15 protein-coding genes and 2 tRNA genes are annotated in these 14,805 nt (G+C 68.9%); 8 read left to right on the plus strand and 9 right to left on the minus strand.

Annotated elements, in window-relative coordinates:
* Positions 1-50: 50 nt before the first annotated feature.
* A complete protein-coding gene (locus tag AC4NMM_RS12865) occupies positions 51-1,178 on the minus strand; it encodes a DUF7093 family protein (protein WP_096394181.1) in 1,128 nt (375 codons plus the stop codon).
* Positions 1,179-1,337: 159 nt separating this feature from the next.
* Here AC4NMM_RS12865 and AC4NMM_RS12870 point away from each other — a divergent pair, with 159 nt between their 5' ends.
* On the plus strand, positions 1,338-1,652 hold the full coding sequence (locus AC4NMM_RS12870) for a 2Fe-2S iron-sulfur cluster-binding protein (RefSeq protein WP_096394180.1): 315 nt from the start codon (positions 1,338-1,340) through the stop codon (positions 1,650-1,652).
* 183 nt (positions 1,653-1,835) lie between these two features.
* Here the strand turns inward: AC4NMM_RS12870 and AC4NMM_RS12875 are convergent, their stop codons facing one another.
* Positions 1,836-2,030, minus strand: coding sequence for a cold-shock protein (locus tag AC4NMM_RS12875; RefSeq protein ID WP_004599158.1), 195 nt, complete (start codon positions 2,028-2,030; stop codon positions 1,836-1,838).
* Between the two features lie 184 nt (positions 2,031-2,214).
* On the opposite strand from AC4NMM_RS12875, the gene AC4NMM_RS12880 reads away from it, so the two are divergent.
* The 5 genes from AC4NMM_RS12880 to AC4NMM_RS12900 all read left to right on the plus strand — a co-directional run bounded on the left by AC4NMM_RS12880 (position 2,215) and on the right by AC4NMM_RS12900 (position 4,499).
* Positions 2,215-2,811, plus strand: coding sequence for a hypothetical protein (locus AC4NMM_RS12880; RefSeq protein ID WP_096394179.1), 597 nt, complete (start codon positions 2,215-2,217; stop codon positions 2,809-2,811).
* Positions 2,808-2,975, plus strand: a complete 168-nt coding sequence (locus tag AC4NMM_RS12885; RefSeq protein WP_017341819.1) for a hypothetical protein — start codon at positions 2,808-2,810, stop codon at positions 2,973-2,975. Before AC4NMM_RS12880 ends, AC4NMM_RS12885 begins: the two co-directional genes overlap by 4 nt.
* Positions 2,976-3,064: 89 nt before the next feature.
* On the plus strand, positions 3,065-3,355 hold the full coding sequence (locus AC4NMM_RS12890) for a zinc ribbon domain-containing protein (RefSeq protein ID WP_096394178.1): 291 nt from the start codon (positions 3,065-3,067) through the stop codon (positions 3,353-3,355).
* A 131-nt stretch (positions 3,356-3,486) separates the two neighbouring features.
* Positions 3,487-3,990 carry a winged helix-turn-helix domain-containing protein gene (locus AC4NMM_RS12895; protein ID WP_096396191.1) on the plus strand — a complete coding sequence of 168 codons (504 nt, stop codon included), beginning with the start codon at positions 3,487-3,489 and terminating at the stop codon, positions 3,988-3,990.
* Positions 3,990-4,499, plus strand: a complete 510-nt coding sequence (locus AC4NMM_RS12900; protein ID WP_491924425.1) for a hypothetical protein — start codon at positions 3,990-3,992, stop codon at positions 4,497-4,499. The genes AC4NMM_RS12895 and AC4NMM_RS12900 overlap by 1 nt, the downstream gene beginning before the upstream one ends.
* A 205-nt stretch (positions 4,500-4,704) precedes the next feature.
* Here AC4NMM_RS12900 and AC4NMM_RS12905 read toward each other — a convergent pair.
* Positions 4,705-4,778, minus strand: a tRNA-Phe gene (locus tag AC4NMM_RS12905).
* A gap of 199 nt (positions 4,779-4,977) precedes the next feature.
* On the opposite strand from AC4NMM_RS12905, the gene AC4NMM_RS12910 reads away from it, so the two are divergent.
* Together AC4NMM_RS12910 and AC4NMM_RS12915 are read left to right on the plus strand one after the other, a co-directional pair.
* The gene (locus tag AC4NMM_RS12910; RefSeq protein ID WP_096394176.1) at positions 4,978-5,595 is read left to right on the plus strand and encodes a beta-class carbonic anhydrase; all 618 of its coding nucleotides are present in this window, start codon (positions 4,978-4,980) and stop codon (positions 5,593-5,595) included.
* 124 nt (positions 5,596-5,719) lie between these two features.
* Positions 5,720-6,922 carry a DNA cytosine methyltransferase gene (locus tag AC4NMM_RS12915; RefSeq protein ID WP_491924426.1) on the plus strand — a complete coding sequence of 401 codons (1,203 nt, stop codon included), beginning with the start codon at positions 5,720-5,722 and terminating at the stop codon, positions 6,920-6,922.
* A gap of 402 nt (positions 6,923-7,324) precedes the next feature.
* Here AC4NMM_RS12915 and AC4NMM_RS12920 read toward each other — a convergent pair.
* The 6 genes from AC4NMM_RS12920 to AC4NMM_RS12945 all read right to left on the minus strand — a co-directional run bounded on the left by AC4NMM_RS12920 (position 7,325) and on the right by AC4NMM_RS12945 (position 14,392).
* Positions 7,325-7,395: transfer RNA gene (locus AC4NMM_RS12920), tRNA-Pro, on the minus strand.
* Positions 7,396-7,466: 71 nt separating this feature from the next.
* Positions 7,467-9,521, minus strand: coding sequence for a DEAD/DEAH box helicase (locus AC4NMM_RS12925; protein ID WP_096394175.1), 2,055 nt, complete (start codon positions 9,519-9,521; stop codon positions 7,467-7,469).
* A gap of 135 nt (positions 9,522-9,656) precedes the next feature.
* Entirely contained in the window at positions 9,657-10,187 is a 531-nt protein-coding gene (locus AC4NMM_RS12930) for a 50S ribosomal protein L16 (RefSeq protein WP_096394174.1), read from the minus strand.
* A 154-nt stretch (positions 10,188-10,341) separates the two neighbouring features.
* Positions 10,342-11,094: an endonuclease NucS gene (nucS, locus tag AC4NMM_RS12935; protein WP_491924427.1), complete on the minus strand. Its 753-nt coding sequence runs from the start codon at positions 11,092-11,094 to the stop codon at positions 10,342-10,344.
* Positions 11,095-11,636: 542 nt separating this feature from the next.
* Positions 11,637-12,926, minus strand: a complete 1,290-nt coding sequence (locus AC4NMM_RS12940; RefSeq protein WP_491924428.1) for an adenosylhomocysteinase — start codon at positions 12,924-12,926, stop codon at positions 11,637-11,639.
* Between the two features lie 119 nt (positions 12,927-13,045).
* On the minus strand, positions 13,046-14,392 hold the full coding sequence (locus tag AC4NMM_RS12945) for a DNA primase (RefSeq protein ID WP_491924429.1): 1,347 nt from the start codon (positions 14,390-14,392) through the stop codon (positions 13,046-13,048).
* Positions 14,393-14,805: the final 413 nt, after the last annotated feature.

Consider the following 14,805-nt stretch of genomic DNA (forward strand, 5'->3'; position numbering starts at 1 on the left):
ACGGCCGCTCGGCGGGTTCGACCGCCGACGCGGCGCTCTTTTCCGTCCGTCTACTGAGGCCGCTCGTCGACGTACCCGCGCTTGCACTCCGGACAGATGTCGCCAGCGCGCATCGAACTCCCGTCCGCGGCCCGGACCATCCCGCACTCGGGGCAGTAGTACTCCGTCGGCCCGTCGTCTCCTATCGTCTCCAGCTCGGGGCTCTCGCCGCGGGTGATGCCCGTCTCGCCCCCGTCGCCGGCGTCGAACGCGACGCTCTCCGCGTCGTCGGGGGCCTCGACGTACTCCGTCTCCTCCCCGTCCTCGGCCGCCGGCTCCTCAGCGGCCTCCGGGGTGAGCCCGCCGCCGAACTCGACGCCCGCGTCGCCGCCCTCGCCGACCTCCGCGCTGAACCCCTCGTCCTCGCCGCCGTGGTCGGGCCAGGCGGTCGCGCCGTCGGCGTCGCCGTCGTCCTCGTCGACGGACGGCCACGCGCCCCGCTCCCTGTCGTCGCCCGATTCCTCCTCCTCCTCGTCGAGGATCACGCCGTCGTCGCTCTCCGCGTCGGTCTCGTCGCTCGACACCGATTCCGGCGCGGCGTCCGTCGTGGATGACGCGGCGGAGGCGGACGAAGCCGACGCCGACTCCTCGCCCGCGTCCAACAGCTCCGCGTCCTCGTCCGCCGGGTCCGGACCGCCCGAAGCGTCAGACGCCCCCGCGGCGTCGGGGGGTTCCGACGCGTCCGCCGGCGCGTCGCCCGCTTCCGGGGACGCCTCCCCGTCGGCGGCTTCGGTCCCCTCGTCGTCGGCTCCGTCGTCGAGGATCACGGCGTCGTCGCTCCCCGCCCCGGGCTCTTCGTCGAGCGTCAGTCCGCCGGCGCCGGTCCCCGCGTCGTCCGCGTCGACGGTCCCCGACGCCGCGTCCGGCGTCGTCCCCTCGGCGGGGCTCGGACCGCTGCCGCCTTCCGGCGTCGCGGCCGCGCCCGCGTCGCTCTCGCCGGCCGCGTTCGCGGCGGCCTCGTCTGCGAGCTGCTCCATCGTCGTCACCTCGGTGTTTTCGCTGACGATCTGCGTCTCGCCGCAGCGAGCGCAGGTCTTCACCTCCTTGACGGTCGTGACGACCTCGTCGCCGTCCTCCTCGCGCTCCCGCCGGAGTTCGGGTTCGCCGAAGTCGTGTCCGAGCAGACACCTGAGTCCCATTGTGCCACCCTGCGGTGCCGAGGGTAAAAAACGCCCCGTCGGCGTCCGACGCTCGGCACACGACCGGTATCGCGGGACGACGCCGTCTCCGCGCCCGATTCCGCCGCGCGCGCCGCGGACACAGACTCTTTGTGGATCGCTCGCGTACCGTGTACTCACATGCCTACCGTATCCTACAAGGGCGAGGAAATCGAGTGCGAGGAGGGCGCCAACCTGCGCGACGTGCTCAAGGAGGCCGGTCTCTCCGTCTACAACGGCAAGATGGAGCAGCTCAACTGCCGCGGCGCCGGCTCGTGCGGCTCCTGTGCGGTCCAGGTCGACGGCGAGGTGAGCGAGCCGAGCAAGAAGGAGCGCGCCCGCCTCTGGCTCCCGCCGCACCACCCGAGCCACGACGTCCGCCTCGCCTGTCAGACGAAGGTCGAGGGCGACGTCGAGGTGACGAAGGGCCGCGGGCTCTTCGGCCAGCATATCTGAGCGAGCGCGGTCGCTCGCGTTGACGTTCGAAGCCCGACGGCGCACGCGCGACGAGCGGTGCGCTGGTCGGGAATAAAATACGGCCGCGGCGGACGTGAGCCCGCGACGCGGACGAGAACGCTTGGTACCGTGTGTCAGAGTCGCGTTCGGCGTCAGCCGACCGACCCACCTTCTCGGATCGGCTTACTGCCGAACGACGTTGGTCGCGCGGGGGCCCTTCTCGGAGGACTCGATGTCGAACTCGAGCTCCTGGCCCTCTTCGAGGTCCGGGCCGCCGACGTCTTCCATGTGGAAGAACACGTCGTCGTCCGCGTCGTCAGTCTCGATAAATCCGTAGCCGCCAGTGTCGTTGAAGAAATCAACCTTTCCGGTCGCCATTGCGACTAAAGGCAGAGCCCGGTCGGGCATAAGAATTGCGAGTGTACAGTTACCACGTCTCTCTCCGAACGTTTGTCTTCGAAAACTCGAGTTCTACTGACGATAACTGGCCGTACGACGGACTTGTATCGAGGGCTTGGCCGATCCGTCGAGTTCTCTGCCGCCCAGTCCGACGCCGACGTTTATGTCTCCGGCCGCGAAAGCGAGGCGTGTGTCTCACGCGCATCGAGCGAGCGGCCCCGGCCTGACGCTCCGCGAGAACGGTCCCGCGCTGTTGGTCCCGGCGGCGTGGGCCGTTGCGGCGGGAGCCGTCCTCGGCGTCGTCTCTTCGCACGCGCTGTTCGTCGCCCACGTCGTCATGAGCGCCCTGCTCGTCGCCTTCGTCGCGGCCTCGTGGCGCGACATGGCGACGGGCGTCCTGCGCGCGTGGAAGCTGGCCATCCTCGCGGGCACGCCGGTCACGCTCGCGGGCGTCGCCGGGTTCCTCGCGCGCGACGGGACCGCGCTCGCGGCCGCGCTCCCGGCCGACGCGCTCCTCGCCGTCGCCTTTTACGGCTGGATGCTGCTGCCCGCGCCCGCGTTCGTCTACACGGGCCTGCGCGACCCGGCGGTCCCGCGCTCGGTCGTCCACCACGTCGCCGCCGCGTGTTCGGTCACGGGCGCCGTCGTCGCCGCGCTCGCGGGCTCACCGACCGGAACCGTCGCGGGAATCGCGCTCGTCGGCGCCGGACAGACCGCGGGCATCCTCGCGGCGACCGCGCTGTACTCGCTCGAAGTATGACCGACGCCGACACCTACGACTGCGAGACGTGCGGCGCGAGCGTCGCCGTCGCGGACGCCCGCCGGTCGGAGCCGTTCGGCGACCTCGACCCCGACACGTGGCAGACGCTGAACTGTCCGCACTGCGGCGACCGCCTCGCGACCGTCTTCGTCGGCGACGAGTGAGCCGCGGCCCTCCTCCCGAGCGCCGGCCGATCCGTCGCGGTCCGTGCTGACATCCCACATTATCTACGGCTGCGGCCCGTAGCCGACCCATGCTCGACGTCGGCACGGCCTACCTCGTCGCGGCGGGCGCGCTGCTGCTCGTCGCGCTCGGCGTCGGGGCCCGAGCTCTCGTCCGGATCTTCCGCGAGGCCCGCGAGCGCAGCCGGAAGCGACGCGAGGGCGAGCTCGAACGCTACACCAAGGACCCCGTTTACGACCGCGATCCGGCGGACCCGGAGGCTGACGGAGCGGCGCGGTCGACCTGTCCGCAGTGCGGCGCCGAAAACGCGGCCGGATTTCGCTACTGTCGCGAGTGTGCGGCGCCGCTGGGGCCAAATTAGCGCCCGCTCCGACCGCTGCGTTCGCGGAACCGGTTCCGTCTGAATATCTGAACTATACAAAATTATTCGAGCTCAGCGGTACAACGTCAAGTCGAATGGGCGACTCGGAGTCCGAACCGTGGAGAGAGACCATGAGCGGGCGTGAGCGCGTCCGGCACGTCGCGGAGCTGCTGGACGAGCCGACGCCGGTACAGGAGATCGCGGACCGGGCGGACGTCTCACGCGCGACGGCCGACGACGAACTTCGTCGACTGGAGAGCGACGACTGGGTGACTGAGACGACCGTCGACGGGACGAAAGCCTACGACCTGAACCCCGTGCGGATGCTCTTCGACGAGGTGACGGACCTGATCGAAGCCCACTCGCGTGAGGAACTGGAGCGTCGACTCACGGAACTGAAGGAGGAACAGGAAGAGCTGGCGACGGAGTACGACGTCGATTCGCTCGCTGAGTTCCGGGAACGCCTCGCTGACGAGGCGTTCTCGGCCGCGGAACTCCGTGAGCGTCGCAACGCGATCGCCACGTGGGAGGCGATCAACACGGAACTCGGGCTTGTGAAGCACGCCCTCCAGCTGTACGATGACGTCCTCGAACTCTCCTCGCCGCGGACTGACTCTCCCTCGACGCTCGCCTGATGGTCGTTTTCCTCGCTGACCGGACGAACCTTCAGAGCAAGCGGCTCCACGACCGCATCGGGAACCGGCTCGGCGGCGAGTTCGACACCGTCCGACGGAGACGTGCCGAACCGCGCGAAGCGGGCCCGTACCGCGTCGTCGCCGACGTGAACCCGCGGCAGTTCTTGGACGACGACGAGTACCCGGTGACGGCTGCGCGGATCGAAATCGGGTTTCAACCACAGACTGGTGAGCCGCACGAGTACTACCGGTTCAACTGGATAGAGCCAGACCGGAGGCTGCTGGTGGGTTGGCATCGGGACGACACGCACGATGACCTCAGTACAGTTCATCTACAAGTCAACGACGGTGCGACGCCCGCCGCGCACGAGCCGGCGCAGTTCATCAACTCACATCCGCTGGACGTCGTCGAGCGACACCTTGACTCGCTCCGAGATGTCGTCCTCGCGGTCGAGTGGGACCGGGGACGCCCCGTCGGCCTCGACCTCGCTGCGCCCCCGGGCGAGTAGGTCCGGTGGGGGCCGCACGGCGTCGTTTCTTCACCCGCTCGCTGTCGCTCGCGGGTTCGGAATATGCCGCCTCCCCGATTTGAACTCGCCGAGACGCTCGCCCTCGCTCCGCTCGGGCTCACGACTCGTCTGCTCAAATCGGGTCGGGAGTATTTTCGCTGCGCACAACTCGGTCGCTGCGCTCCCTCGTAGGTTCGCAGGAAAATGCCGCCTCCCCGATTTGAACGGGGGACAGCTCGATCTTCAGTCGAGTGCTCTCCCAGTCTGAGCTAAGGCGGCTCGCACTCGCACCAACGCCGATTCCAGACAAAAGGATTTCGAAAGGCCGCGCGCCGATCGCGCGCAACCCACTCGCGTCGCTCGAATCGGGACGCCGACCATCGTCGCGGTATCGGACGATATCGCCGCCGATCCGCGGCGACGGCGCGGATCGTGGCTTCCGCAACCGCCCCCTTTCTCGCGCCCCTCCGATCCCTTGATGGCATCTCACGACGACCACGACCACGCCGACCACGACACCCACCACGAGAAGCTCGACGCTGCGGTCGACGCCCGCGACGACTGGGCGCGCCGCCGCCGCAAGGGGATCCCGACCGACGAGAACCTCCTCGTCGTCGCCTGTATGGACGAGCGAATCCCCGTAGAGGAGGCGCTCGGCATCGACCTCGGCGACGCGCAGGTGTTCCGCAACGCGGGCGGGAAGGTCACCGACGACGTGATCCGCTCGGCCGCGCTCACGACGAACTTCTTCGACACCGACGAGATCGTCGTGATCAACCACACTGACTGCGGCATGATGAGCGCGCCCGACGAGGCGGTCCGCGAGGGGCTCGAAGCGCAGGCCGGCGACCTCGACGACGCCGACCTCGACCCCTCGCTCCCTGAGCTGAACATCGGTGACGCCGACCTCCTCGACTGGGTGAAGATGACCGACGACATCGACGCGGCCTGTGCCGCGCAGGTCGAGCACCTCCGCGAGTCCGAATTCATTCCCGACGACACGACCGTCTCCGGCTACGTCTACGAGGTCGAGTCCGGCGAGCTCCGCCGCCCCGACGAGCGCATCGCCGAGGAGATCAGCGAGCGACGCGCCTGAGCGTCGGCGCCCGACGGCGCGCCCCTATCCCCCGCCCCGAGGTGTGACGTTTTTATGCGCCCGCGGCGAACTCGGTCACGAATGGACCGAGCACGCGCGCCCGCGGTCGGGCGGGGTGGTGTCGGTGGACGCTGACGGCGACGCTGGCTCCGGATCGGACGCCGCGAGCGACGCGGACGGCGCGCGCGCCACGAGCGCCGACGCCGACGCGCCGGTCGTCGCCGGCTTCTTCTCCGGCTGCGGCGGCCTCGATCTGGGCTTCGAGCGCGCGGGGTTCGACGTCGCGCTCGGGAGCGACCAGTGGGAGCCGGCCGCCGAGACGTACCGCCGCAACTTCCCCGACACCGAGTTCGTCGAGGAGGACGTCCGCGAATTCGACGCCCCGGCGATCCGCGCCGCCGTCGAGCGGGCCGGCTACGACCCGGACGGGATCGACGTGGTGATCGGCGGCCCGCCGTGTCAGGGGTTCAGCCGGCTCAACAACGAGCAGATCGAGCTCGACGAGATGGAGAAGGACCGCCGGAACACCCTCTTCGAGGAGTTCCTCCGGATCGTCTCGGTGCTGGAGCCGCAGCTGGTGTTGATGGAGAACGTCCGCGACCTGATCAACCGGCAGACCAGCGACGACCGGTACGTGAAGGACCTCATCGTCGACGAGTTCGCGGCGCACGGCTACAAGTGCGAGTACCGCGTGCTGGAGGCCGAGCAGTACGGCGTCCCCCAGAAGCGCCGCCGGATCTTCTTCATGGGGACCGACCGCGACGTGCCGATCCGGTTCCCGGAGCCGACCACGCCCGAGGGGCAGTGGCACACCGCCGGCGAGGCGCTCGCGGACGCGAGCGACGACCTCCCGAACATGACGTACGCGGACACCGGCGAGAAGACGCTCGAACGCATCCGCCACGTCCCCCCGGGCGGCTACTACCGCGACCTCCCCGACCGCCTGAAGACGAAGAAGTACCAGTGCGACTGCGAGGACACCGACACCTGTCCCCACGAGCCGGAGATCGTCAAGCGCTACGGCACGTACCTCCGCCGGCTCGACCCCGAGGAGCCGTCGCTGACGGTGAGCACGAACGTCTTCATCCACCCGACCGAGGACCGCTACCTCACGCCCCGCGAGATGGCGCGGCTCCAGACGTTCCCCGACGAGTTCGTCTTCGAGGGGACGAAGACCGACGTGATGAAACAGATCGGCAACGCGGTTCCGGTCCGGCTCGGCGAGGAGCTGGCGCGTCAGCTGTTGGAGTACTACCCCGACGTCCGCGACGCGCCCCCCGCCGACCCCGACGTGTACGAGCAGCAGTCGCTGACTGACTTGGCCTGAGATCCTTTTTAAGTAGTGATTGGCGATGCGGCGAAGGATTCCACTGTCCCAGCAACTTGCTTATAAATAGTCGCTGGTAGATCGGTGGCGAACACCGCCAAAGCCCCAGCCGGGAGGCGGGCGCACGCTCGCTGTGCTCCTCAGTCGCTCGCGCTGCTCGCTCCTTGCGGTGCTTACGTCGCCTGCGCCCGCCTCCCGGCTGCCCCTTTGAGTCCCACCCCTACAGCAACCGCACCGCACCTCACACCTCCCCAGCCTCGTCGGCCTCCCTCCGCTTCGCTCCGGTCGGCCGACTCCCTCGCGCGTGCGACATCGCGCCCTCCGGGCGCTCGTCGGCACGCGCCGCCGCCTCTTTATTTATAAATAGTCGCCGCTGCTCACGGACTGTTCGCAACAGCAGAATGGGGCCGCTGAGAGTCGAACTCAGGTCCACTGCACCCAAGGCAGCGAGGATACCACTACCCCACGGCCCCGCACCCGTACGTACCCCGAAGAGCCGCTAAAGGGTTTCGTTGCGCTCCGCGCCGCGGTCGGCCGGGAGCGCTCACTCCTCGTCGTCGCGAAGTTCGAGGTCCGCGACGATGTCGTAGGGGTCGGTTCCCTTCCGGACCGCGTCGAGGATGAAAAACGCCTCGTCGGGCGCGAGGAAGTGCCTCGTGACGCCGCGGCCGAGCGGCGTGGGCTCGAAGCCGTCGATGAAGTTCCACTCCAGCAGCTTCCCGAGCGCGTGCTTGGTAGGGACCTCGCCGATCATGCGGTCGTTGAGGCGCTTCGCCTTCTTGCCGGCGACGACGACGTTCGCGAGCGTCTCCTCGGCGGCCGCGGTCTCGTCGTAGTGGGTCGCCACGTCCTCCATCTCGCCTTTTAAGAGGGTGAACGCTACCTCGTCCTCGGTGCGGTCCATCGAGCCGTGGTAGACGCCGTCGGGCTCGACGAGGAGGTAGACGCGGCCGCGGTCGTGGTAGTCCGGGCGCCCGGCCCGGCCGAGCATCTGCGAGAACTCCTGGACGGAGAGCCACTCGATCCCCATCGCCAGCGAGTCGAAGATCACCTGCGAGGCGGGGAAGTCGACGCCGGCCGCCAGCGCCGCGGTGGTGACGACCGCCGAGAGGTCCTGGTTGCCGAACATGCGCTCGACCTTCTTCCGGCGCCCGTAGTCGAGGCCGGCGTGGTACGGCGCGGAGTCGTAGCGCAGCTTCCGGCTGATCTCGTGGCAGCGCCGCCGCGAGTTCGTGAAGATGATCGTCTGCCCGCGGTACCCCTTCGACGACTTCGTGTCGAACTCGCGTTTGACGAGCTTGTCCGCGATATCGGCCTTCTCGCGGCCGTCCGCGAAGGTGACGTGTCGCTCGATGGGGACCGGTCGCTCCTCGTACTCGATGAGCGTCGCGCGGAGCTTCTTCGCCAGCCACTCGGGGTTCCCGACGGTCGCTGAGAGGTAGACGAACTGCGTGCCGTCGTATCCCTCGTGGGTCTCCATCCGGTTCTCGCTGTAGTACTTCAGCCGCGAGATGAGCCCGTCGAGGCGGTGGCCGCGCTCGCCCTCCTTCAGCGTGTGGACCTCGTCGATGACGACCGTCCCCACGTCGCCCAGGTCCTTGCCGGTCCGGAGCGCGTGGTCGATCCCCTCGTAGGTGCCCACGATCACGTCCGCGCCCGGGTCGAAGCGGTTGCCGTCGTCGTTCACCCGCGAGGAGCCGACGCGGATGGAGACGTCCAGCAGGTCGCCGTAGCGGTCCTCGAAGTCCTCGTGCTTCTGGTTGGCGAGCGCGACGAGCGGGACCAGGAACAGGAGCTTCCCGTCGCCCTTCAGCGCGCGGTCGATCCCGGTCAGCTCGCCGACGAGCGTCTTCCCGGTCGCCGTGGCGCTCACGACCAGCTGGTCGTCGCCGTCGAGGAGGCCGTTCCGCACCGAGAGGCTCTGGACCGGGAGCAGCTCCTCGAACCGCCCCTGGAGGTGCGAAGAGAGGTCCGGGTGGAGGTCGAGGTCCTCGGTGCGGACGGGCGAGACGTCGTCGACGTTCGCGGACACCTCGTCGTACTTCGTGAGGTCGGGGTCGAGCCCGCCCTGGAGGAGGCTCACGATCCGGTCTAAGTCGCCCGACTCGTACAGCAGCTCCTCTAAGCGCTCCTCGGCCGCGCCCGTGAACTCCCCCTTGTACGACAGCTCCCGCTCTAACTCCCGGCGGGCGCAGTCCCGGCAGATCAGCTCGCCGTTGTGGTCGATGGCGTCCTCCGAGGTGATCGGGCCGTATCGCCCGTCGCTCGCGCAGCGCCGACAGGTCCGGACCGCCGTCGCCTCCAGCTGGTAGCCGTCGAGCATCTCCTTCAGCCGCTTCCGGCTCTCCGGCGAGGTCTGTTCGGAGATCCGGATCCGGCCGGCCGCGCGGGCGAGGTCGACGAACTCGTCCGGCTGGCGGGGGTGGTCCTCGCCGTCGCGGATCACGCGGAACTTCCCCGGGCGCGGGCCCGCGGAGGTCTCCTTGAGTTCGAGCCGCCCGCGGAGCACGCGCTTCCCGTCGCGGTTCGCGACGACGGTGTAGTCGCTCCGCGCCTCGTGGAGGAACAGCGTCTCGACCTCGGCCAGCTGCTGTGACACTGCCGTGCGGTACGCGAGCGAGGTATTTCAGGTGTTCGGCTCGGGGATCGGAACCGGTCCCGAGACGCGCGGCGCCGCGGCTACGTCACGCGAACGCGCGGAAAAGAACCCGCCTCACGGACGGGGTCGAGGGGTCTACGAGACGAGCAGCTTCTCGCCGCGGTCGACCGTGATCCGGCACGGCGGGGAGAGCTTGTTGTACGCGCGGCGGAACGCCTCCTTCACGACGGACGCCTGCTCGACGTCGCAGTACGCCGTGAAGACGACGTCGTCCTTGTCGAGCCGCGCGGCGGTGCCGACGGGCTTGCCGAACGCCTGGCGCATCCCGTCGGAGACACGGTCCGCACCGGCGCCGGTCGCCTGCTTGTTCTCCCGGATGACCTGGTGGGGGAACTTGCGGAGGGTCATCTTGTAGTTGCCCTCGCCGAGCTCCTTGATCAGGTGGCGGTTCGCCGAGAGGCGCGCGCTCTCCAAGGAACCGTGTCGGACTTGGAGCTCCTCCTCGACGCGGAGGCTGATCTGGACGGGGTAGTCGTCCGGCTCCGCGGAGAGGTCGCCCATGTTGTGCTGGGCGATCTTCGAGCCGGGGATGCCCGTGATGTACTCGCGGCGGGTGTAGGACGGCTTGTCGATCGTCCGATACATAGAGGCGGGTTTGTCAGACATGGCTACTTGTCCGATGTAGCCGCCGCTGCGGCGATAAACCCTTCGATAGCGAGGCGGCTTCGTCGGCTCGTCGGGAGGCAGCGCCGGCGTGCCGCCGGATCGCGGGGTGCGTTGACACACCGTCCCGGCCGCGGTCCGAGTCGACACGCCCCCCTCACTCCTCCGCCGTCGGGTCGAGCGCGACGTGGTCGAACCCGCGGTCCGCGAGCCGCTCCGCGGCCCGGTCGGTGACCGACGGCGCGACGAGGACGCCGCGGACTGCGGGGGCGTCGTCGGGGTCGCGGTTGTCTCTCTCGGCCCCGAGTTCCTCCCGGAGCGCCCGGACGTAGCGCGCCAGCTGCCCCACGGCGTCCGGGCCGACGCGCCGGCGTTTCAGCTCGACGACCACGGGAACTCCGTCCTCATCGACACCGAAGACGTCCATCGGGCCGGCGCTGGAGGGGCGTTCGGTCTCGCGGGGTTCGAACCCGGACTCGACGAGGTCGGGACGCTCCAGGATTCGGGTCCGGAGGTCCTCCTCGCTGCCGTGGAGGGTGAGGTCGCGGCCGCCCGTCACGGCCATCGCGGAGAGCTGGTGGACGTCGGAAAACCGGACCGTCAGGGTCTCGTCGGGGTTGCTTCGGGTCGAGCGCACGCGGAGCCGCCCCTCGCGCACCGCGGCGCGGTGTTCCGATCCGGGCGGCTGCCAGTTGACCGGCTGGCGCCCCTCGTCGGTGTGGACGAGGGCGGCGCCGTCGGGTTTCAACACGAGCAGCCGGTCGCCGCTGCCGAGGTCCGAGGCCGCGCGGCCCTCGTACGAGACCGTACAGGTGCCGAAGGCGCTGACGAGGTCGCCGCGCTCGAAGGCGTCCTCCAGCTCCCAGAGGGCCTCGCGGTGGCTCGGGTCGTGGACGCTCGTGACTGTCACTACGAGTCGTACGTGGTTGTCGCTCAAAAAGGGCGCGAGGAAGCGGTTGGTGGTAGTCGGTCGTAAGTCGCCGTTGTTGTCGACGGTGGTGGAGCGCGTTACGGGATCGACGCTGCTATCGATCGCTTATAAATTGTTCCTGGCGCTGACTCGGTGACGACCTCCAAAGCCCCAGCCGCTCGCTTATAAATAGCTGATAGTGGATCGACGGCGGACATCTCCAAAGCCCCAGCCGCTCGCCTATAAATAGCTGATAGTGGATCGACGGCGGACATCTCCAAAGCCCCAGCCGCGAGGCCGCCGTACGCTCGCTGCGCTCCTCACTCGGTCGCTCCGCTCCCTCGTTGCGGTGCTTGCGTCGCCTACGGCGGCCTCGCGGCTGCCCCTTTGAGTCCCGCCCGCACCGCAACCGCACCTCACGCCTCCCCAGCCTCGTCGGCCTCCCCGCGGTCGGCCGACTCCCTCGCGCGTGCTGCTCGGCCGCGAGGCGGCCTCGCAGGCACGCGCCACCGCATTTTTCGTTTATAAACAGCGCTGCCCGCCTACGTCCCGTGTTCCCAGCTGCCCATGTACTCGCGCTGCTCGTCGCTGAGCTCGTCGTACTCGACGCCCTCGGCGGCGAGCTTGATGTCCGCGACCTCGCGGTCGAGCTCGTCGGGCACGTCGTGGACGCCGGCGTCGTACGCGTCGCCGTTGGCGGCCAGCTCGCGGACGACGACCGCCTGAACGCCGAAGCTCTGGTCCATCACCTCGACCGGGTGACCGAGGGCGATGGGCGCGGCGAGGTTGACGAGCCGCCCCTCCGCGATGACGTTCAGGACGCGGCCGTCGGGCATCTCGAACCCCTCGACGCCGTCGCGGACCTCGTAGCGGTCGACCGCGAGCTCGTCGAGGTGATCGAGGTTGACCTCCACGTCGAAGTGGCCGGCGTTCGCGAGGAGGACGCCGTCGTTCATCTCCTCGAAGTGCTCGCGGGTGATCACGTCGCGGTTGCCCGTCGTCGTGATGAACACGTCGCCCTTCTTCGCGGCCTCCCTCATCGGGAGCACCTCGTACCCCTCCATGTGGGCCTCTAAGGCCTTCCGGGGGTCGACCTCGCAGACGATGACGTTCGCGTTCTGCCCGGACGCCTTCTTCGCGACGCCCTTCCCGCACTGCCCGTAGCCGCCGACGACGACGTTCTTGCCGGCCCACGAGAGGTTCGTCGTCATCGCGATGGTCGCGAGCGACGACTCGCCCGTGCCGTGGACGTTGTCGAACAGCTGCTTCATCGGCGTGTCGTTGACGGCGAAGACGGGGTAATGTAGCTCGCCGTCGGCGTCCATCGCGCGCAGCCGGTCGACGCCGGTGGTCGTCTCCTCGGCGCCGCCGACGATGGAGTCGATCAGGTCCGGGTACTCCTCGTGGACGAGCTTCACCATGTCCATCCCGTCGTCGACGGTGATGGTGGGCCCGTGGGCGATACAGGCGTGCATCGCGTCGTAGTACTCGTCGTCGTCGACGCCGCGGACGGCGTAGGAGGTGATCGACTCGTGGGCGTCGAGCGCGGCCGACACGTCGTCGTGCGTCGAGAGCGGGTTACAGCCGGTGATCGCGACCTCGGCGCCCCCCTCGGCGAGCAGCTCGACGAGGTTCGCGGTCTTCGCCTCGACGTGCATCGCCATCGCGATGGTCTCGCCCGCGAGCGGCTGCTCGTCGACGAACTCCTCGCGGAGGGCGTTGAGAATCGGCATGTGCTGGAGCGCCCAGTCCATCTTCCGGCGCCCCTCCTCCCGGGCCGCCTCGACGTCCGAGAGGTGCTGTGACACCGGCGGATACGCGGATTCGCTCATGTCTCTCGGTTCGCTCACGGCGCACTAAACCCTGCCGACACGGAGTCCGCTCCGGAAAAGAGAAGTCGGTCGTCAGCGACCGAGACTCGGGTTACCGACCCGAACTGCGGTCCGCGTCGTCAGTTACCGCCGGGGCCGCCGGCGTGGTCCGGCGGGCCGCTCTCGCCGTCGTCGTCATCGTCGTCTTCCGCGTCGTCCTCTTCAGCTTCGTCATCGTCCGCGTCGTCTGCCTCGGTTTCGGTCTCCTCCGCGTCGTCGTCCGCGTCCTCATCGTCCGCGTCGTCGTCGTCCGCGTCGTCACCGCCCGGACCGGCGTGGGCCGGCGGGCCGCGTTCGCCGTCCTCTTCGCCGTCGGGACCGGCGTGGTCGGGCGCGTTGCCGGGCGCGTCGGTCTCGTTTTCGGTGTCGTCGTCATCGTCGGCCTCGTCGGGACCGCCGGGGCCGCCCGCGTGGTCCGGGGCGTTACCGGGGTTGTTCTCCGTCACGAAGTCGGAGACCGCGCTGCCGATGCCGCCGTCGCGGTTCTCGAGGCTCTCGATGAACTCCTGGACGAGCTGGCCGAACGGCGTTCCCGCTTCGGACTCGTCGTCCTCGCCGCCGACGGTGAGGTCGGCGGTCGTCGAGACGCTCTCGTTCTCGTACGTCGCGGTCACGTCGACCGTGACGTTCTCCTCGGCGGCGGGCAGGCCGACGGTGCCGTTGGCGTCCGTCTCGTACTCGCCCGTGCCCGCGTACGAGGCGTTCTCGCCAGCGTCGTCCGCGAGTTCGACGACGACGGAGGCGTTCTCGACCGCCTCGTCGTCGTCCGTCACCGTGACGACCGGCTCGCCGTCGGTGTCGGCGACGTCGAGTTCGAGGCCGTCGGGCGCCTCGATGTCGACCGTCTCGGAGACGCTCTCGTTCTCGTACTCGGCGGTCACGTCGACGGTCACGTCCTCCTCGGCGGCCGGGAGTTCGACCGTCCCGTTCGCGTCGGTCTCGTACTCGCCGGCGCCCGCGTACGACTCGTTCGCGGGGTCGGCGACCGTGACGTTCACCGTCGCGTTCTCGACGGCGGTGTCGTTGTCCGTCACGGTGACGACCGGTTCGCCGTCGGTGTTTTCGACTTCGAGTTCGAGCCCGTCGGGGGCTTCGAGGTCGACCGTCGTCGCGGCGGTGTCGTTACCCGCGGCGGCCGTGACCTCGACGGTCACGTCCTCCTCGGGCGCTTCGAGGTCGACGGTGCCGTTGGCGTCCGTCTCGTACTCGCCCGTGCCCGCGTACGACTCGTTCTCCGCGTCGACCACGCTCACGACGACCGTGGCGTTCTCGACCGCGGTGTCGTTCTCGGTCACCGTGACCGTCGCTGTCCCGTCCGCGTCCTGCTCGACGCCCACTCCGAGGTGGCCGTCGGCGGCCGCGACGCCGGTCATCGCGCCCAGCGCGACGACCGCGATCAGTAGGATTGCTGTCGTGCGTTCGCTCATGTCCACTCGGGTCCACTCCCTGTTACCCTATAAAAATCGGACTCGCTTAACGCGGTTTAATTCGGTTTTCATCCGGGTTAACGGCGCTGAGACGTTTGTTTTGGTTGATCGTGGTTCGGTGGCGGTTTCGCCCTCGATCGAACCCGGTTTCGACCCCGGACGCGGGTCGGTCATCGCTCGCGCGCGATACGTCTCTGGGAGTGTCGCGCTCGACCGAGTTGTGTTCTCTCGTTTATAGGCAGGCGACCGTTTCGCGGCGATGACCTCCAAAGCCTCAGCCGTTCGCTTATAAACGGTTGATAGCGGATCGACAGCGAACACCTCCAAAGCCCCAGCCGCGAGGACTCGCGCGGCTCGCTGCGCTCCTCAGTCGCTCGTTTCACTCGCTCCCTGCGGTGCTTGCGTCGCCGAGC

This window comes from Halorubrum sp. SD41 (genome assembly GCF_058630335.1).

What these genes read in the sequence shown, in the direction of transcription:
- AC4NMM_RS12865 (WP_096394181.1), bottom strand. Translation starts at nt 1,178, where the DNA reads ATGGGACTCAGGTGTCTGCTCGGACACGACTTCGGCGAACCCGAACTC.
- AC4NMM_RS12870 (WP_096394180.1), top strand. Translation starts at nt 1,338, where the DNA reads ATGCCTACCGTATCCTACAAGGGCGAGGAAATCGAGTGCGAGGAGGGC.
- AC4NMM_RS12875 (WP_004599158.1), bottom strand. Translation starts at nt 2,030, where the DNA reads ATGGCGACCGGAAAGGTTGATTTCTTCAACGACACTGGCGGCTACGGA.
- AC4NMM_RS12880 (WP_096394179.1), top strand. Translation starts at nt 2,215, where the DNA reads ATGTCTCCGGCCGCGAAAGCGAGGCGTGTGTCTCACGCGCATCGAGCG.
- AC4NMM_RS12885 (WP_017341819.1), top strand. Translation starts at nt 2,808, where the DNA reads ATGACCGACGCCGACACCTACGACTGCGAGACGTGCGGCGCGAGCGTC.
- AC4NMM_RS12890 (WP_096394178.1), top strand. Translation starts at nt 3,065, where the DNA reads ATGCTCGACGTCGGCACGGCCTACCTCGTCGCGGCGGGCGCGCTGCTG.
- AC4NMM_RS12895 (WP_096396191.1), top strand. Translation starts at nt 3,487, where the DNA reads ATGAGCGGGCGTGAGCGCGTCCGGCACGTCGCGGAGCTGCTGGACGAG.
- AC4NMM_RS12900 (WP_491924425.1), top strand. Translation starts at nt 3,990, where the DNA reads ATGGTCGTTTTCCTCGCTGACCGGACGAACCTTCAGAGCAAGCGGCTC.
- AC4NMM_RS12910 (WP_096394176.1), top strand. Translation starts at nt 4,978, where the DNA reads ATGGCATCTCACGACGACCACGACCACGCCGACCACGACACCCACCAC.
- AC4NMM_RS12930 (WP_096394174.1), bottom strand. Translation starts at nt 10,187, where the DNA reads ATGTCTGACAAACCCGCCTCTATGTATCGGACGATCGACAAGCCGTCC.
- AC4NMM_RS12940 (WP_491924428.1), bottom strand. Translation starts at nt 12,926, where the DNA reads ATGAGCGAATCCGCGTATCCGCCGGTGTCACAGCACCTCTCGGACGTC.
- AC4NMM_RS12945 (WP_491924429.1), bottom strand. Translation starts at nt 14,392, where the DNA reads ATGAGCGAACGCACGACAGCAATCCTACTGATCGCGGTCGTCGCGCTG.